Origin of the sequence: Novosphingobium sp., from assembly GCF_040398825.1 — a bacterium.
In the GTDB taxonomy this organism is placed as follows: domain Bacteria; phylum Pseudomonadota; class Alphaproteobacteria; order Sphingomonadales; family Sphingomonadaceae; genus Novosphingobium.
In genome coordinates this window covers 1-16,032 of sequence record NZ_JBBATI010000008.1, presented here as the reverse complement: position 1 = coordinate 16,032, position 16,032 = coordinate 1, and the positions used below count along the sequence as shown (strand labels likewise).

General features: G+C 64.0%; 19 protein-coding genes. 12 read left to right on the top strand and 7 right to left on the bottom strand.

Going from position 1 to position 16,032, the window contains the following annotated elements:
- Positions 1-8: 8 nt before the first annotated feature.
- From hslO to ABWP89_RS06050, 3 genes are read left to right on the top strand one after another with little or no spacing between them, the layout of a single operon-like run.
- On the top strand, positions 9-923 hold the full coding sequence (gene hslO / locus ABWP89_RS06060; RefSeq protein ID WP_353227937.1) for an Hsp33 family molecular chaperone HslO: 915 nt from the start codon (positions 9-11) through the stop codon (positions 921-923).
- A 35-nt stretch (positions 924-958) separates the two neighbouring features.
- Positions 959-1,687, top strand: a complete 729-nt coding sequence (gene queC / locus ABWP89_RS06055) for a 7-cyano-7-deazaguanine synthase QueC (protein ID WP_502915247.1) — start codon at positions 959-961, stop codon at positions 1,685-1,687.
- Positions 1,662-3,236, top strand: a complete 1,575-nt coding sequence (locus tag ABWP89_RS06050; RefSeq protein WP_353227935.1) for an MFS transporter — start codon at positions 1,662-1,664, stop codon at positions 3,234-3,236. Before queC ends, ABWP89_RS06050 begins: the two co-directional genes overlap by 26 nt.
- Before the next feature lie 2 nt (positions 3,237-3,238).
- Here ABWP89_RS06050 and ABWP89_RS06045 read toward each other — a convergent pair whose 3' ends face one another.
- A complete protein-coding gene (locus ABWP89_RS06045; RefSeq protein WP_353227934.1) occupies positions 3,239-4,393 on the bottom strand; it encodes a GNAT family N-acetyltransferase in 1,155 nt (384 codons plus the stop codon).
- A gap of 228 nt (positions 4,394-4,621) precedes the next feature.
- Positions 4,622-5,686, bottom strand: coding sequence for an outer membrane beta-barrel protein (locus tag ABWP89_RS06040; RefSeq protein ID WP_353227932.1), 1,065 nt, complete (start codon positions 5,684-5,686; stop codon positions 4,622-4,624).
- Between the two features lie 415 nt (positions 5,687-6,101).
- Between ABWP89_RS06040 and ABWP89_RS06035 the strand changes: the two genes are divergently transcribed.
- The gene (locus tag ABWP89_RS06035; protein WP_353227931.1) at positions 6,102-6,758 is read left to right on the top strand and encodes a YqaA family protein; all 657 of its coding nucleotides are present in this window, start codon (positions 6,102-6,104) and stop codon (positions 6,756-6,758) included.
- Here the strand turns inward: ABWP89_RS06035 and ABWP89_RS06030 are convergent.
- Genes ABWP89_RS06030 through ABWP89_RS06020 form a run of 3 tightly spaced genes read right to left on the bottom strand, consistent with a single transcriptional unit; the run spans position 6,733 to position 9,081 of the window.
- Positions 6,733-7,584 carry a GDSL-type esterase/lipase family protein gene (locus ABWP89_RS06030; protein WP_353227929.1) on the bottom strand — a complete coding sequence of 284 codons (852 nt, stop codon included), beginning with the start codon at positions 7,582-7,584 and terminating at the stop codon, positions 6,733-6,735. The genes ABWP89_RS06035 and ABWP89_RS06030 overlap by 26 nt on opposite strands.
- Complete coding sequence (spt, locus tag ABWP89_RS06025; protein ID WP_353227928.1) at positions 7,584-8,831, bottom strand: serine palmitoyltransferase; 1,248 nt, start codon at positions 8,829-8,831, stop codon at positions 7,584-7,586. The genes ABWP89_RS06030 and spt overlap by 1 nt, the downstream gene beginning before the upstream one ends.
- A 10-nt stretch (positions 8,832-8,841) precedes the next feature.
- Positions 8,842-9,081, bottom strand: coding sequence for an acyl carrier protein (locus ABWP89_RS06020; protein ID WP_353227927.1), 240 nt, complete (start codon positions 9,079-9,081; stop codon positions 8,842-8,844).
- A 120-nt stretch (positions 9,082-9,201) separates the two neighbouring features.
- Here ABWP89_RS06020 and ABWP89_RS06015 point away from each other — a divergent pair, with 120 nt between their 5' ends.
- Both ABWP89_RS06015 and ABWP89_RS06010 read left to right on the top strand, forming a co-directional pair.
- Positions 9,202-10,290: a serine hydrolase domain-containing protein gene (locus ABWP89_RS06015; RefSeq protein ID WP_353227926.1), complete on the top strand. Its 1,089-nt coding sequence runs from the start codon at positions 9,202-9,204 to the stop codon at positions 10,288-10,290.
- A gap of 98 nt (positions 10,291-10,388) precedes the next feature.
- A complete protein-coding gene (locus tag ABWP89_RS06010; RefSeq protein ID WP_353227924.1) occupies positions 10,389-10,775 on the top strand; it encodes a RidA family protein in 387 nt (128 codons plus the stop codon).
- Positions 10,776-10,880: 105 nt separating this feature from the next.
- On the opposite strand, the gene ABWP89_RS06005 is transcribed toward ABWP89_RS06010, so the two are convergent.
- Positions 10,881-11,243, bottom strand: coding sequence for a response regulator (locus ABWP89_RS06005; RefSeq protein WP_353227923.1), 363 nt, complete (start codon positions 11,241-11,243; stop codon positions 10,881-10,883).
- Between the two features lie 40 nt (positions 11,244-11,283).
- Between ABWP89_RS06005 and ABWP89_RS06000 the strand changes: the two genes are divergently transcribed.
- Genes ABWP89_RS06000 through ABWP89_RS05980 form a run of 5 tightly spaced genes read left to right on the top strand, consistent with a single transcriptional unit; the run spans position 11,284 to position 14,632 of the window.
- Positions 11,284-11,589, top strand: coding sequence for a DUF3572 domain-containing protein (locus ABWP89_RS06000; RefSeq protein WP_353227921.1), 306 nt, complete (start codon positions 11,284-11,286; stop codon positions 11,587-11,589).
- 5 nt (positions 11,590-11,594) lie between these two features.
- Positions 11,595-12,242, top strand: coding sequence for an HAD family hydrolase (locus ABWP89_RS05995; RefSeq protein WP_353228042.1), 648 nt, complete (start codon positions 11,595-11,597; stop codon positions 12,240-12,242).
- On the top strand, positions 12,239-12,718 hold the full coding sequence (locus tag ABWP89_RS05990; RefSeq protein WP_353227920.1) for a RidA family protein: 480 nt from the start codon (positions 12,239-12,241) through the stop codon (positions 12,716-12,718). The genes ABWP89_RS05995 and ABWP89_RS05990 overlap by 4 nt, the downstream gene beginning before the upstream one ends.
- A complete protein-coding gene (locus tag ABWP89_RS05985; RefSeq protein ID WP_353227919.1) occupies positions 12,690-13,499 on the top strand; it encodes a glycerophosphodiester phosphodiesterase family protein in 810 nt (269 codons plus the stop codon). Before ABWP89_RS05990 ends, ABWP89_RS05985 begins: the two co-directional genes overlap by 29 nt.
- Positions 13,496-14,632, top strand: a complete 1,137-nt coding sequence (locus ABWP89_RS05980; protein ID WP_353227918.1) for a GNAT family N-acetyltransferase — start codon at positions 13,496-13,498, stop codon at positions 14,630-14,632. The genes ABWP89_RS05985 and ABWP89_RS05980 overlap by 4 nt, the downstream gene beginning before the upstream one ends.
- A gap of 188 nt (positions 14,633-14,820) precedes the next feature.
- Here the strand turns inward: ABWP89_RS05980 and ABWP89_RS05975 are convergent, their stop codons facing one another.
- Entirely contained in the window at positions 14,821-15,177 is a 357-nt protein-coding gene (locus tag ABWP89_RS05975; protein WP_353227917.1) for an SEL1-like repeat protein, read from the bottom strand.
- Between the two features lie 299 nt (positions 15,178-15,476).
- On the opposite strand from ABWP89_RS05975, the gene dksA reads away from it, so the two are divergent.
- Positions 15,477-15,935 (top strand): RNA polymerase-binding protein DksA, encoded by a 459-nt coding sequence (dksA, locus tag ABWP89_RS05970; protein WP_353227916.1) that lies wholly within the window; start codon positions 15,477-15,479, stop codon positions 15,933-15,935.
- Positions 15,936-16,032 lie beyond the last annotated feature (97 nt).

Here is a 16,032-nt window from a genome sequence, read left to right as displayed (position 1 = left end):
TGGAACCGATGTCCACCGCGCCGATTGCGGGTGATCCCGAAACCGGGTTTGACCGTACGCTGCTGTTCACCGTGCCCGACCGCGATGCGCGCGGGCGGCTGGTGCGGCTGGGCCCGGTGCTGGAAACCGTGCTGGCCGCGCATGCCTATCCAATGGCCATCCGCAATCTGCTGGCAGAAGCGCTGGTGTTGGCGGCGATCCTGGGCTCGCTGCTGAAAGACCCGGAGGGGCAATTGACGCTGCAAGTGCAGAACAGCGAAGGCGTGGTTGATCTGCTGGTGTGTGATTATCGCGGCGGTGAACTGCGCGGTTATGCCCGCCATGATCGCGCCCGGCTGGATGAACTGGGCCCCAATCCGTCGCTCCACGCGCTGTTCGGGCAGGGCTTTCTGGCGGTGACGTTCGATCTGGCATCGACCGGGCAACGCTATCAGGGCATCGTGCCGTTGGAAGGCGATACACTGGCCAGCGCGTGCGAAAGCTATTTTCTGCAATCGGAACAAGTGCCGACGCTGATCCGTGTTTCGGTCGATTGCACCGGGCCGCATGCCGTGGCGGGCGGACTGCTGATCCAGCACCTGCCCGAGGGCGAAGAGGGACGCGAACGGCTGCATGCCCGGCTCGATCATCCCGAATGGGACCATCTGGCGATCATGGGCGGATCGGTGCGGCGCGATGAACTGCTGAATCCGGGCCTGTCGCTGGAATCGCTGGCCTGGCGCCTGTTCCATGAAGAGCGCGAAGTGCGCGTCGATCACGGGCCACCGCTGGTGCGCGGTTGCCGCTGCACCGCCGATTATTACCGCCAGGTGCTGACCCGGTTTGGCGTGGATGAGCAGCGCGAGATGCTGGACGAGGACGGATTGGTGAAAATCGATTGCGCGTTCTGTTCGCGCCAGTTCCTGATTGATCTCGACCTGTGATTGCCAAAGGTGCCCGACCGGGTTAGCCCATGGTCATGAGTGAAACCGGCACGGCGCAAACACCCAACGCAGACGATCAACCTTTGGCGGTGGTGCTGCTGTCGGGTGGGCTCGATTCGATGGTCTGTGCCGGCCTGGCGCGCGAACAGGGCTATCGCATTCTGGCGCTGACGTTCGATTACAACCAGCGGCACCGGGTGGAAATCGATGCCGCGCGGCGGCTGGCCGCCACTATCGGCGTGGAACGGCATATTGTGTTGCCACTGGATCTGCGCGCGTTTGGCGGATCGGCGCTGACGGCGGATATCGCGGTGCCAAAGCAGGGCGTTGGTCCGGACATCCCGGTGACGTATGTGCCGGCGCGCAACCTGGTGTTTCTGTCGCTCGCCCTTGCCTGGGCAGAGGCGGCGGGATCGGGCGATATCTTTATCGGGGTCAATGCGCTGGATTATTCGGGTTATCCCGATTGCCGGCCTGAATTCATCAGCGGATTTGAAAGCCTTGCCCGCATCGCCACCGCCTATGGCGATCGCGGCGGCACGGTCACCATCCATGCCCCGCTGCAACATCTGAAAAAAGCCGACATTGCCCGCCAGGCCCAGCGGCTTGGGCTGGACAGTGCCGACAGCTGGTCGTGTTATGATCCCACGCCCGATGGCCGGGCCTGTGGTCTGTGCGACAGCTGCCGGTTGCGTGCAGCGGGCTTTGCAGAAGCGGGGTTGGAGGATGGCACGGTCTATGCCGAAGGATGCGCTGACGGCTGAATCGCCGCAGATGCCAGATATTGCCCCGGGGAATCCCCCGGGCAAAGCGTACGCGTGGTATGCGCTGGCGGTGCTGGTGCTGGTCTATGCGCTCAATTTCATCGATCGCCAGATGCTCACCATTCTGGCCCCCGATATCAAGCATGACCTGGGCATATCCGATGCGCAGTTCGGGTTTCTGTACGGCACCGCGTTTGGCGTGTTCTATTCGGTATTCGGCATTCCGCTGGGCAAGCTGGCCGATCGCTGGTCGCGCAAACGGCTGCTGGCGATCGGGCTGGCGACCTGGTCGACGATGACCGCGCTGTCAGGGCTGGCCGGCAATTTTACCCAGATCGGCATGGCGCGGATCGGGGTGGGCGTGGGCGAGGCGACCGCTGGCCCGTGCGGGTTTTCGTTGCTGTCTGATCTGTTTCCACCGCGCCGCCGCGCGACAGTGATCGCGATCTTTACCGCCGGAATTTACATCGGCGGCGGCATGGCGCTGTCGCTCGGCACCAGCCTTGCGCATGGCTGGGATCATGCCTTTGCCGCCGGCGCACGGCCGCTGGGGCTGGCCGGGTGGCAGGCCGCGTTCCTGGGGCTGGGGTTGCCGGGACTGGTGATGGCGCTGTGGGTGGCATCGTTGCGTGAACCCGCGCGTGGCCGGTTTGAAGCCGTGACAGTGGCGCCCGATATGCCGGCCGCACAGGCCTGGCGCGCGTTTGCGCACGATCTGGCGACGATTGCGCCACCGTTCACGCTGTGGGCGGCAGCCCGGCGCGGGCCGGCCAAATTGCGATCGAACGTGCTGTCTTTGCTGGCGATCATGCTGGTCGCGGCGGGGCTCACGCGGGTGCTGGGTGATCCGGCGCAATGGTTCGTGCTGGGGACAGGCGTCTATGCGGTGGTGTCATGGGCGCAGTCGATGCGGCACGATGATCCCGACGGGTTTGCGCTGATCTGGAAAAATCCGGCGCTGGTCGGGGTCAATGTCGGCTATGGTCTGTTGTGCGCGCTGGCCTATTCCGCCAGCGCGTTCGGGCCGCTCTATGCGATGCAGACCTTTCACGCGCCCCCTGCGCAAGTCGCGCTGATTGTTGGCGGCGGCGGTGCGGCGGGCGGCGCGCTGGGCACGATCGCCGGCGGCTGGCTGGGTGACTGGCTGTCGGGCGGGGTACATCATGCGCGGCGCGTGCTGGTGATCATGGGTGCGATCGCGTTGGCCACGATCCCGCAAGCGGTGATGATGTCCACGCATGCGTTGACGGTGTTTTACTGGGGTGTGTTTCCGCTGTGGTTCCTGCTGAGCGCCGGTCTGGGCAGTTCGGCGGGTACCGTGGTCAATGTCGTCCCACCCCGGCTGCGCGCCACCGCCAGCGCGTCGTTTTTTCTGGGGGCGACGATGCTGGGGCTGTCATTGGGGCCTTATGCAGCGGGGCGTATTTCGCAATCGACCCATTCGCTGTGGGCCGGGCTGGTCGCGGTTACTTGCGTGATCCCGTTCGCGCTGGTGTCGCTGGCGTTTGCCTGGCGGCACCTGGCGCGCAAGGAAGCAGAAATCAGCTGATATCACAGCATCTTCTGGTAGATCGTGTATTCCTTGTTGACGTGGCTTTCGATGGCGTCGGCGATCGCCACCATCCCCCGGTTGTCATCCAGGATCCAGCCGATCTCGCCGCGGCTGGCGCCATAGCGCGTGACCGAATTGCGGCGGATATATTCGATCATCATGAATGCCAATTGGCTGGCCAGCCGCGATGACTGCAGCTTTTTGCGCACGCCCATCAGCGGCACACGCATCGTGCGCACGCGCGGTTTGCGCAGCCACAACAACAGCTTGATGAAATTGAACGGGAACAGCTTGCCGCCCATCGGCTTGATCGCCTCGTTCAGATCGGGCAGCGTCATCATAAAGGCGACCGGTTCGCCATCGTATTCGGCGACCATGATCAGGTCTTCGTGCACGATCGGTTTGAACTTTTTGCCGGCATATTTGATTTCGGTGTCGGTGAACGGGACAAAGCCCCAGTTGTCCGACCAGGCATCGTTCAGGATGTCGAGGATCAGCGCGGCCTCTGTATCAAACTTTGCCCGGCTGACATTGCGGATGCGGATGCGCGGGTTCTTTTCGCCCGACTGGATAATCCGCTGGATCAGCGGCGGAAACGCGTGGGTGATGTCCAACTCATACGTGCGCAACAGCTTTTCCGGGGTATAGCCGCCGGCCGCCTTGATATAGTCGTTATAGCGTTCGGATTGGTGGCCCATCATCACCGTGGGCGGATGGTCAAACCCCTTGGTCAGCTGGCCCGGTTCTTCCCAGACTGACATCGACATCGGCGCCAGCACGCGGGTCATGCCATGGTCGCGCAACCACTGTTCGGCGCGTGCGATCAGCGCAAGCGCGGTCGCTTCATCCTCGGATTCCAGCAGGCCCCAGTTGCCGGTGCCCGGGCCCATACCCTGGCGCGGGTCCATCGCCACAGCCAGATGATCGATATGCGCGGAAATGCGCCCCACCGCACGGCCATCGCGCCGGGCGATGAAAAACTGCACATCGGCATGTTCGAAAAACGGGTTCTTGCCTGGGGTGACCAGCTCGATCGCCTCCATCCGCAGCGGCGGCACCCAATTGGGATCGCCGGCGTTCAGGCGATAGGCCAGATCGACAAATTCCTTGCGTTCGCTCTGGCTGTTGATCGGTACGATCGTCAGTTCACCCATGTCAGCTCCGTCATGTCCATATTCCTGTCGTCACGTTCGCAGCCGATCACAGGTCTCACCCAGGCCATCCCGCCATGGCGGACCGCCTTGCCCCGCTTTGCCCGAAAAGCCAAGTGACCCCGCGCCGTTGCGCGCGGATTGCAGGCACAAAAAAAGCCGGATTGCTCCGGCCTTTTTCGTATCAGGCGATAACCGGGGTGGCGGTGGGCCACCCCGGCATTGTCGCTATCAGTTGCCCGCACCCGGACCGTAGGTGATTTCCACGCGACGGTTCTGCAGTTCGCGAACGCCGTCGGCGGTCGGAACGCGGGGGTTGGATTTGCCGAAGGCCTTGGTCGAAATCGCCGCTGCCGGGATCCCGTGCGCGGTCAGGTAACCCTGAACCGAAGTGTTGCGGCGTGCCGACAGAGCCAGGTTGTACTTCACCGTACCCGAAAGGTCGGTGTAGCCATCGAGCTGGATCGGAACGCTGGCGCAATTGCCATACGAGGTGACCGCGTTGTCGAGGATCGTCGCCGCTTCGGGCGTGATGTCCGACTTGTCCCAATCGAAGAACACGATGTACGGGCCCTTGTTGCACACCGGCGCCGGGGGCGGCGGGGGCGGGGGCGGCGGGGGAGGCGGCGGCGGCGGCGGGGGCGGCGGCGGAGCCGCTGCTGCCGGTTCTGCAACCGGTGCACCACCGAAGTTGTAGGTCAGCGTGCCCATGATCGAGTGCTGGCGGTACTTTGCATTGATCCCGCCGGCGGTTGGGTCGTTCTTGAACAGGCCGTTGACGTTGAAGTAGCTGTAGCGCAGGCCAACGTCCACGTGTGACGAAATCGGCGCGCGGACACCGGCAATCAACTGCCAGGCAGCCTTGCTGTCCGAACCATAGAAGACACCCGGCAGATTGGCGGTCACGCGCGCAACACCTGCGCCGCCGCCGACAAAGCCCTGCAGGCCGTTGTCCGGTCCGAAATCAACCAGGCCATTCAGCATCGCGTCCCACACGTGGGTGGAGTTGAACGCAGGTTGCGACACACCGTTGACCGTCAACACCTTGTTGCGGTTGGTGCGGTATCCGGTTTCCGCTTCAAGGCGAAACATGCCGAAATCGTAACCGACTTCGCCATTGAAAGTGCTACCGGTTTTGTAGCTGAGCGTGCCGGCAGTGTTGCCGCTGCCACCGGTTGCGGTTTCCAGAATGGAAGGACCAGCTTCACCTTCGACATACCACTGACCGCTGCGTGCGAACGCAGGAGTCGCCATGGCGGTAGTTGCCAGGGCAAGGCCCAGGACCAGTTTCCGCATTTTCGTTCCCCTTGATATAGGTAAATTTTGCCGCGTCGTGGCCGGTCATTAGCGTTTTGATCATAATTTCGCAAGCGCGGTATTGGCGATTGTGTGGCATCTTGGCCACTGTACCCGCGCATGTCGCCGTTGTTGCCCGCATGTGTGGCGGCATTGCCCCCGAACTGCGGGCTTTTTGCGGCTGTTGGTCGCAAACCGTACCCGGCTTTTGCGCCTGCTCGCCCGTAAAAAGGTGGCAAGCAGACGATATCGGCTCCGCTGCAATGCAAACAAGCGCGAATCGGCCCGGGTCGATTTCCATCGCTGACCTTTTTTGCTGTTTGTCGCCGCGCCATTTGCCTGGTCTTTACAACTGGTGCTGTACCGGTTGGCGCGATAGTGCACCGCCACCACACCGCTTCATTCGGGATATGCCATGCTTCGCCGCCTTTACGACTGGACCCTGGCCAAGGCCGCGCATCGCCATGCCGGCGCCTGGCTGGCGCTGTTTGCGTTTGTCGAGGCCAGCTTTTTTCCGATCCCGCCGCATCCACTGCTGGGGTTGATGTGTCTGGCCGATCCGAAACGCGCGGTGCGCTTTGCCGCGATCGCCACGCTGGGTTCGGTCGCAGGGGGATTGCTGGGCTATGCCATCGGGCATTTCCTGTTTGCCAGCATCGGCGCCCAATTGCTGTCGCTGCTGCATCTGTCGCACAGCTTTCCTTATGCCGCGTGCCAGTTGCGCGCCAATGCGTTCTATCTGATCATCGGCAAGGGCGTCACCCCGATCCCGTTTAAACTGGTGACGATCACTGCCGGGTTTGTCGGGGTGCCGATCGCCACCTTCGTCGTCGCCAGCCTGATTTCGCGGTCGATCAGCTTCATGATCGTGGGTGTGCTGTTCCGGTTGTTCGGCGCGCCAATCAAGGCATTTATCGATCGCTATCTGATCTGGGTGACGCTGGGCTTTGTCGCGCTGGTGATCGGCGGATTTGTCGCGGTGTCGCTGCTGACCGGGCACCATACCGGGGTCATCGATGCCTGTTCCGGGGCGGCGATGCCGGCAATCAGCGCCGCCGCACCGGCGGCCTGAAATCTTGGCGCGCTGCGATCGGTGCCGGCGCCTCGGCCTCGGCAATCGCCGCGCGCGCGATGGGGAGCATCAGGGCGTAACCGGCGGCGTTGGGGTGCACTCCGTCGCTTGACAGCCAGGGCTTCATCGCGTCGGCGGCATCCGCCATCGCGCTGTGATAATCGGCATAGACCAGACCGCGTTGCCGGGCCAGATCGCGCAGCCACTGGTTGAACGCGGTGATCTGCGTCGCCGGGCGAAACCCGGGGCGCCAGCCAAACGCGCCGGCGGGTGGGATCGACCCCAGCACCACCGCAATGTGGTTGGCGCGCGCCATGTCGACCATCGCCAGCACCGCATTGGCAAAGGCATCGGGGCTGGTCGGGCCGGTGTTGCCGGCAATATCGTTGGTGCCGCACAGGATATGCACCACGCGCGGGTGCAGCCGCACCACATCCTGATAGAATCGCGCCATGATCTGCACCGATGTCTGCCCTGACACGCCGCGGTCCACCACGTCGGCAGTGAACAGTGCGGGATCGGTGCTGATCCACCCTTCGGTAATCGAATCGCCGATCAGCACGACGCGCGGGGGCGTGGCCAGCGCCCGGTTGGCATCGTGATAGCGGCACAGCGCCGCCCAGTCGGCGGGCGCATTCGGGGGCGGGGCGCATGGTTGCGCGGTGATCGCGGTTACCGCATCGGGCGCGAGCACCGGCGCGGCAACCGCTTCGGGTGCAACCGCCGCTGGCGATGGCGGCGGGGCACCGGCCGTTTGACGGGCCTGGGCCGGTGCCACCGTGGCCATGGTGGCGGCCAGCGCCAGCATGGCCAGCGCGCGCGGCATCAGATGATGCCCATCGCCTTGCCCGCGCGTTCAAACATGCCGATGATGGTCTGCACCTGGTCGGCGGTATGTTCCGCGCACAGCGAACAGCGCAGCAGCGTCATCCCCGCCGGTGTCGCCGGTGGCCGCGCCAGATTGACGTACAGCCCTTCGTGCAACAGCGCTTCCCACATCGCCGCGCCGCGTTCCAGATCGGGCATGATCACCGAAATGATCGCGCTTTGCGGGGTTTGCGTGCCCAGTTTGAACCCCAGCTCCATCAGCCCGGCGTGCAGGATGCGTGAATTTTCCCACAAATGCGCGCGCTTGTCGCCGGCATGCATCAGCTTGCGGATGGACGTGGCGGCGGTGTGCATCACGCTGGGGGGTAGGCTGGCAGTAAATACATAAGGCCGGCACACCAGCCGCAGGATCTCGAACTTGGGATGGTTCGACACGCAAAAGCCGCCGACTGTGCCAACCGATTTGGAAAACGTGCCGATAATGAAATCGACATCGTCCAGCACGCCCTGGTCTTCGGCCACACCGCGCCCGTTGGGCCCGATAAAGCCCATCGAATGCGCTTCATCCACCAGCACCATCGCGCCGTGCGCCTTGGCCACTGCCACCATCTCTTTCAGCGGGGCGATATCGCCCAGCATGGAATAGACACCTTCGAGAATGACCAGTTTGCCCGCGCCTGCGGGAATGCGGCGCAGGCGTTTTTCCATGGCTTCGATATCGTTGTGTCTGAACGGCACGACTTCGGCGTCGCCCATCTTGCAGCCATCCCAGATCGAGGCATGGCTATCGATATCGAGCACGATGTAATCGCCCTTGCCCGCGATCGTGCTGATAATGCCCAGATTGGCCTGGTACCCGGTGGAAAACACCATGGCATGATCCATGCCGTAAAATTCGCGCAAGGCGTCCTCAACCGCGCGGTGGCCCGCATACGTCCCGTTCAGCACGCGGCTGCCGGTGGTGCCCGACCCGAATTCATCCAGCGCCTTTTTTCCGGCGGCAATCACATCGGGATCAAACGTCATGCCCATGTAGTTGTAGGTGCCCAGCAGGATCGTTTCGCGCCCGTTGCAGATGGCCACGGTGGGCGACACCACCCGTTCCATCACCAGGTTGAACGGATCGGTCAGCCCGGTGGACAGCAGCGCGCGGCGCTGTTCGATCAACCCGTCGAATTTGGAAAACAGGTCGGTGGCCGGGGTTGATTCGGCTGCTGGAGCGGCTTGGGTCGCAATGTCGGTCATGGTCGGTGGGTCAGCCCTTGATAGTGATGACGGCGTCAACCAGCTGGCCATAGGTTTCGATTTCGGCCTGCTGGTTCATGCTGATGATGATATCGAATTCGTCTTCGATCGCGGCGACAAAATCCATCACCGTCAGGCTGTCCCATTCCAGATCGCCGGCAAAGGTGGTCGCATCGGTCAGGGCCACGCCCTTTTTGTTGAATGGTTCCAGCAGTGTGGCAATCCGGGCGCGGGTTTCGGCGCGATCCATTCAGGTTCTCCAATTGGGCTGGCCAGCCATATCGGGCGGGCATGCCAGACGATTGCGGCGGAAAAGCGGCTTAACCCCGCGCTTGTCAAGCATAGCCACGCAGGGCAACGGATGAAACCGATGAAACAGGGCATTCTGGCATGGCTGATCGGGCTGGTGGCGCTGGTCGCGCCGCCGGCGCGCGCCGCTGATGCGGATGCCGTGCTGGCGGCGGCGATGGCGGGCACGCGTGTGCCGGCAATGGGCGTGGTGGTGCTGCGCGATGGGCACATTGCTGCACTGGCCGTGCAGGGCGTGCGCGACAATGACGGCCATGATCCAGTGCGCGCCGATGACCCCTGGCACATCGGTTCGGATATAAAGGCGATGACCGCGACGCTGATTGGGCGGCTGGTGGAACAGCGCCGCCTGCACTGGCAAGACCGCGTCGGCGCGATGTTGCCCGAATGGGCCAACGTCATGCACCCGCACTATGCACGCGCGACGCTGGCCGATCTACTGTCGCACCACGCCGGGCTGCCGCACGATCTGATCGATCCGGTCGGGCGCGCTGCGCTGTTTGATCCGGCGGCGCCGGGCACCCCGCGCGAACAACGGCTGCGCTATGTGGTGCGCGCGCTGGCCGATCCGCCGGTGGATCGTGACGGATCGTTCCATTACGCCAACACCGGCTATCTGGTGGCGGCAGCGATGGCAGAGGCGGTGACCGGCGAACCCTATGAAACGCTGTTGCAGCGCGAAGTGCTGGCGCCGCTGGGCATTGCCCGCGCGCGGTTTGGCACCACTGGCGCGGGCGAACCGCGCGGGCATCGCGACGGCCACCCGACCGGGCCGGATGACACCAATCCGCCGTTTTTTGCCCCGGCGGGCGGCCTGGTCCTGCCGCTGGACGATTGGGCCCGATTTGCGCTGGACCAACTGGCGGGCGCGCGCGGCGCGGGCAGGTTGCTGACACCCGGCGGCTATCACCGGATGCAGACCGCGCATGGTGATGGTCACTATGGCCTGGGCTGGGAAGTGGTTGACGAATACGCCGGGCATGCCGGCCCGGCGCTGGTCCACGCCGGGTCCGACACCAACTGGTACGCCATGGCGGTGCTGTTTCCGCGCGATGGCACCGGCGTGCTGGTGGTCGCCAATGCCGGGGCGGATATGGGCGGCGATGCGGCGGACCGCGCCGTGCTGACCGCGCTGGTGCCGGGGTTGTGATGAACTTCGGCAGCACCGCCATGGCGGGTTGAGCGCGATCGCCGGCGGCCTTATCGCGCAGCCATGCCGGGCCGGCATCACTTCAAGGGAGTATAACCATGACCATCACGCGCATTTCAACCGGTTCCCCGTGGGAAGCGAAAATGGGCTATTCCCGCGCAGTGGTCGCGGGTGGGCTGGTGTATATTTCGGCAACCGCCGCCACCGATGCCAGCGGCGCGGTGGTGGGCAAGGGCGATTTTGAACGCCAGACCACGGTCATCCTGGAAAAGCTGGGCGCGGTGCTGGCCGATGCCGGATCGTCGTTTGCAGCTGTTGTGCAAAGCCGCGTGTACCTGACCGACGTGGCCCAATGGGAAGCGGTCGGCCGCGCGCACGGCGCGGTGTTCGGCGGCCACGGCCCGGCGCTGAGCCTGGTCCAGGTCAAACCCTTCCTCGATCCCGACATGCTGGTGGAAATCGAACTGGTGGCGGTGGTCGGGTAACGGGTGTCACGCGCTGCCCTGAATTTCATCGTCTTGCCAGGCTTGACCCGGCATCCCGCTTGGTTGCGTTGGTGCGGCGGCGCGAAATTTTGCAGCTTTTGACAATCAAATCAACTGGTTCACCGCTTGCAAAAACGGCATGATCGATACCGGCTTGGCCAGGTATCCTTCGGCGCCGGCTTCGCGGATGCGGTCTTCGTCGCCTTTGCCGGCATAGGCGGTGACCGCCAGGATCGGGATCGTGCGCAGCACCTCGTCGCGTTTCATCGCCTCGATCAGTTCCAGCCCGGAAATTCGCGGCAGCTGGATATCCATGATCACCAGATCGGGGGCAAAGGCGTGTGCGCGTTCGATGACCGCGTGGCCGTCGGCCAGCGGTTCCACCTCAAACCCCTTGGCCTTGAGCAGATCGCCGAACAATTTGCGGTTGAGGTCGTTATCCTCGACAACCAGAATTCTTTTTGCCACGGATCGGCCTTATTGCTGTAGGGGCGGCGTTGGACAACCGATGCCACTGGTCTATGCATGCGAAAGGGCGCTGGCAATCATTCGTGAACCCTCTTCACCGACCGACCCGATGGCGCTGGCGCTGGGCGCGCTGGTGTTCGTGCTGGGCGATGATGCGCTGTCCAGCCGGTTTATGGATATGACCGGGCTCACCCCCGATGCCTTGCGCGCCGGGGTCAATGACCCGGCGGTGATGGGCGCGGTGCTGGAATTTCTGGCCAACCACGAATCCGATCTGATCGCGGCGGCAGACCACCTGGGCGTTGCGCCCGCGGTGCTGGGCGCGGCATGGGAGAAATTGCGTTGAATACCATGGTAACGGGCCGTGCGCCAAAAAACCGTCCGCTGGTCATCAGCGATTGCGATGAAGTGCTGTTGCACATGGTCGCGCCGTACAAGGCCTGGCTGGCCGAATGCCACGGCATTGATTTCGTGATGACCGACAACGATTTTGGCAAGGCCATGCGCTATGGCGATGGCCGGGTGGTGGAACCGACCGAAATCTGGCGCATGCTGGGGCTGTTTTTCGATACCGAAATGTACCGGCAGCATCCGATCATCGGCGCGGTCGATGCGATCAACACCATTTCTGCGCATGCCGATGTGGTGATCCTGACCAACCTTAACGATGAACGGCGTGATGCGCGCGCGCGGCAACTGGCCGATCACGGCATCAATGCCCGCGTGTTTACCAACCAGGGCCCCAAAGGCCCGGCGCTGCGCGCGATTATCGAAGAATACCGCCCGTCGCGCGCGGTGTTTATCGACGATCTGCCGCAACACCACGCCTCTGTGCTGGAAATCGCCCCCGATGTGCGGCGGCTGCATCTGTGTGGGGAGCCCCTGCTGGCCCCGCACATCACCTGTGCGCATGCGGCCGGCCATGCCGATGCCCGCATTGACGCATGGTCAGACGCGCTGCCCTGGGTCATGGCGCATATCAACGGAGAATGTTCATGACCGATCCCGTCGTCGATTCTGTCGCTGACAAGCTCGCCGCCGCCGGCCATGTCCTGCCCGTGCCCGCCGCGCCGGTCGCCGCCTATGTGCCGACCGTACTGGCCGGCGGGCTGCTGCATGTGTCGGGCCAGTTGCCGTTTGTCGTCGGGCAGCTGGTCACCGGCCGGCTGGGCGAGGATGTCAGCGTTGAGGCGGGGCAGGCCGCCGCGCAGGCCTGCGGGCTGATGCTGCTGGCGCAGGTAAAGGCCGCGCTGGGGTCGCTCGACCGGGTCGAACGCGTGGTCAAACTGGGTGCGTTCATCAATTCCGCCAGCACCTTTACCGATCAGCCAAAGGTGGCCAATGGCGCCAGCGAACTGATGGTGCTGGCGTTTGGCGATGCCGGTCGCCATGCGCGCAGCGCGGTCGGCGTGCCGTGCCTGCCGCTGGGCGCTGCGGTGGAAATCGATGCTGTTTTTGCTGTTCGCGCTCATTGACCGCTGGCTCGTACCGGCCCCGCGCGCGGGCCGGTGCGACTGGCTGCGGTCTGGCGCGTTTGCCCATCGCGGGTGGCATGATCCGGCCGCCGGGCGGGTGGAAAACAGCGCGTCGGCATTTGCTGCGGCGATCGGTGCGGGGTTGGGCATCGAATGCGACGTGCAACGCACGCGCGATGGCCAGGCGGTGGTATTTCATGACGAAGATCTGGCGCGTCTGACCGGGCAGACCGGCCGGGTTGCCGATGCCACCGCCGCCGCGCTGACCGCGATTGCGCTGTCGGGCAGCACCGACACCATCCAACTGCTGAGCGATCTGTTGCGCCAGGTCGATGGCCGCGTGCCGCTGCTGATCGAGGTGAAGATCGCGCGCGGGCGCCGCATCGCCCCGCTGTGCCTGGCAGTGCGCCGCGCGTTGGAAGGTTATGCCGGGCCGGTCGCGGTGATGAGCTTTGACCCGCGCGTGGCGGCCTGGTTCCGCCGCTATTCGCCCCATATGGTGCGCGGGCTGGTGATGACAGAGGCCAACTGGCGCACGCTGGGGGCAAAGGCGCGGCGCCATCTGGCGCTGTGGCGCGCACGGCCCGATTTTCTGGCCTATGATATCGATGATCTGGCGGGGTCGTTTCCCCAGGGGCAGCGGCGGCGCGGTATCCCGCTGCTGACCTGGACGGTGGACAATCCGGCGCGGATGGCGCGGGCGCAAACGCGCGCCGATGCCCCCATTGCCGAAGGCACCGGGCTGGCGATGATCCTGGCTGGCACGGCGCGCAAAGCATGACCCATGTGGCGCGCATCCACCGCGCGGTGCGCGACATTGCCGCGCACGATTGGGACCGCATGGCGGGCAGCGACAACCCGTTTGTGTCCCACGCGTTCCTGACCAGCCTGGAACTGTCGGGCAGCGTCGGTGGGCGCAGCGGGTGGAGCCCGCTGCCGATCGTGATCGAGGATGAAACCGGCCATCCACTGGCTGCGCTGCCCGCGTACCTGAAAACCCACAGCCAGGGCGAATATGTGTTCGACCATGCGTGGGCCGATGCGTGGGCGCGGGCGGGCGGGCGCTATTACCCCAAATTGCAGATCAGCGTGCCGTTTACCCCCGCAACCGGCCCGCGCCTGCTGCTGGGGGATCGCCCCGAACTGGCGCCGGTGCTGCTGGCGGCGGCGGAACAGGTGGCGCGCGAACACGATCTGTCATCGGCGCATGCCACGTTCATCGCGCCCAACCAGGTGGCGATGTTCGATGCGGCGGGCTGGTTGCTGCGCGCCGATATCCAGTTTCACTGGGAAAACCGCGGCTATGCCACGTTCGATGATTTTCTGGGCGCGCTGTCATCGGCCAAGCGCAAGAACCTGCGCAAGGAACGCGCCAACGCCCAGGCCGGGGTGGAGATTCGCGCGCTGCGCGGGGGCGATATCCGCCCCGAACACTGGGATGCGTTCTGGGTGTTTTACCAGGATACCGGCGCGCGCAAATGGGGGCAGCCCTATCTGACGCGCGCGGCGTTTGACCTGTTCGGGCAAACGCTGGGCGATGCGGTGTTGCTGGTCATGGCGTTCATCGATGGGCAGGCGGTGGCCGGCGCGCTGAATTTCATCGGCCGCGATGCGATTTACGGGCGGTACTGGGGATCGGTTATCGACAAGCCGTTCCTGCATTTCGAACTGTGCTATTATCAGGCGATCGATGCGGCAATCGCGCTGGGGCTGTCGCGGGTCGAGGCTGGCGCGCAAGGGCAGCACAAGCTGGCGCGCGGTTATGAACCGGTGCAGACCATGTCGGCGCACCACATTGTCGATCCGCAGTTCCGCCGCGCGGTGGCCGATTTTCTGGTGCGCGAACGCGCCGGCGTGGCGCAGGATCAGCAATGGCTGGGTCAGCGCACGCCGTTTCGGCAGGAAACGGAGTGATCCTAGAAGGGATTGGTCTTCGGTTCGATCGGCTTGCAGAGACACCGATAGTCAGTGCAATGCACTGAATCTAGAGCCCTTCCCCTCAGGGGAAGGGTTGGGTTGGGGTGTGCGACGTCGCGATCGCGCACGCCATTGTCCGCGTTGGACATCTTTCCCCAACCCCTCCCCTGATGGGAGGGGCTCATTCACGCCACCCGGCGGGCGTTTCCGTCACGCAGCCATTCGCGCGCGCGGCGCTGGGCTTCGGCGATTTCGCGCGCGGTCATTTCTTCGGCCAGATCGGCGCGGCAATGCGGGGCATCCTCGTGCCCGCCGACCGCGGCCAGGTTGAACCATTTGTGCGCTTCGATCAGATCGACCGTGATCCCGTGGCTGCCGGTTGAAAACGCCATGGCCAGATCGAACAGTGCATCGCTGTTGCCCGCCTGTGCGGCGGCCAGGCATTGCGCCACCAGCGCGTCGCGTAACGCATCCTGCGTGCTGCAATCGCTTGCGGTCTGTGTATCTGTTCCGCCGACCAGCTTGATCCGAACCTGTTCCATTGCCCGATATTCCCCATGCCGTGCGCCCGTGTCCAAGGGCGTCATGCCCGGCGATCAGCGCGATGGGGCCAAGTTCGTCTGGTATGGTCAACATATGGTTAACAGCGGCAAGATTTTGCCGGTTGAGCTGCATTCGTGCACATTTTTTTCGGTCATGCCCAAACGGGGGCATCGGCGAAAGAGGATGGCGGAATGGCTTGTGTGCGGATCGCCCGCGCCCTATAGGCGCCGTCAACCACGGACCACGTGCCTGATTGGCGAACGGGCAAGGGTCGTAAGGCACGAATGCGGAGGGCCGGATGGCTGGGGTGCTGAGTGACGAAATCGACGTATTGGCCAAAGCCCGGCGGGCATTGCCGGGTGACTATTTTCCCAGTGAAGACGAAGAATACATGAACGAACAGCAGCAGGATTATTTCCGGCGCCTGCTGCTTGAATGGAAACGCTCGATTCTCTCCGCCTCGGTCGACACGTTGTCGGCGCTGCAGGAAGGGCCGATCCGCGAACCCGATCTGAACGACCGTGCATCCAGCGAAACCGACTGGGGCATTGAACTGCGCACCCGTGACCGCCAGCGCAAGCTGATCGCGAAGATCGATTCGGCGATGCGCCGGATCGATGAAGGCGATTACGGCTATTGCGAAGTGACCGGGGAACCGATCGGCCTGGGCCGGCTGGTCGCCCGCCCGATCGCCACCATGACGGTAGAGGCGCAACAGGCGCACGAACGCCGCGAAAAGGTTTCGCGGGATAACTGATTTGAATGATGTGAAACTGCACTGACGTGCAGTCAGACCACCCGCCCCGCCGCCCCGCCCGACCACCAATGATACCATCATGCTGTGGTGGTCGGGC

Bases quoted from the DNA above. Each gene is read 5' to 3' on its own strand.
- ABWP89_RS05985 (WP_353227919.1), top strand. From the start codon at position 12,690: ATGCTGTTTTTGCTGTTCGCGCTCATTGACCGCTGGCTCGTACCGGCC.
- ABWP89_RS06030 (WP_353227929.1), bottom strand. From the start codon at position 7,584: ATGCCGCGCGCGCTGGCCATGCTGGCGCTGGCCGCCACCATGGCCACG.
- ABWP89_RS06000 (WP_353227921.1), top strand. From the start codon at position 11,284: ATGCCACTGGTCTATGCATGCGAAAGGGCGCTGGCAATCATTCGTGAA.
- ABWP89_RS06010 (WP_353227924.1), top strand. From the start codon at position 10,389: ATGACCATCACGCGCATTTCAACCGGTTCCCCGTGGGAAGCGAAAATG.
- ABWP89_RS05980 (WP_353227918.1), top strand. From the start codon at position 13,496: ATGACCCATGTGGCGCGCATCCACCGCGCGGTGCGCGACATTGCCGCG.
- ABWP89_RS06040 (WP_353227932.1), bottom strand. From the start codon at position 5,686: ATGCGGAAACTGGTCCTGGGCCTTGCCCTGGCAACTACCGCCATGGCG.
- ABWP89_RS05990 (WP_353227920.1), top strand. From the start codon at position 12,239: ATGACCGATCCCGTCGTCGATTCTGTCGCTGACAAGCTCGCCGCCGCC.
- ABWP89_RS06045 (WP_353227934.1), bottom strand. From the start codon at position 4,393: ATGGGTGAACTGACGATCGTACCGATCAACAGCCAGAGCGAACGCAAG.
- ABWP89_RS06015 (WP_353227926.1), top strand. From the start codon at position 9,202: ATGAAACAGGGCATTCTGGCATGGCTGATCGGGCTGGTGGCGCTGGTC.
- queC (WP_502915247.1), top strand. From the start codon at position 959: ATGAGTGAAACCGGCACGGCGCAAACACCCAACGCAGACGATCAACCT.
- ABWP89_RS06050 (WP_353227935.1), top strand. From the start codon at position 1,662: ATGCCGAAGGATGCGCTGACGGCTGAATCGCCGCAGATGCCAGATATT.
- hslO (WP_353227937.1), top strand. From the start codon at position 9: ATGTCCACCGCGCCGATTGCGGGTGATCCCGAAACCGGGTTTGACCGT.
- ABWP89_RS05975 (WP_353227917.1), bottom strand. From the start codon at position 15,177: ATGGAACAGGTTCGGATCAAGCTGGTCGGCGGAACAGATACACAGACC.
- ABWP89_RS06035 (WP_353227931.1), top strand. From the start codon at position 6,102: ATGCTTCGCCGCCTTTACGACTGGACCCTGGCCAAGGCCGCGCATCGC.
- spt (WP_353227928.1), bottom strand. From the start codon at position 8,831: ATGACCGACATTGCGACCCAAGCCGCTCCAGCAGCCGAATCAACCCCG.
- ABWP89_RS05995 (WP_353228042.1), top strand. From the start codon at position 11,595: ATGGTAACGGGCCGTGCGCCAAAAAACCGTCCGCTGGTCATCAGCGAT.
- dksA (WP_353227916.1), top strand. From the start codon at position 15,477: ATGGCTGGGGTGCTGAGTGACGAAATCGACGTATTGGCCAAAGCCCGG.
- ABWP89_RS06020 (WP_353227927.1), bottom strand. From the start codon at position 9,081: ATGGATCGCGCCGAAACCCGCGCCCGGATTGCCACACTGCTGGAACCA.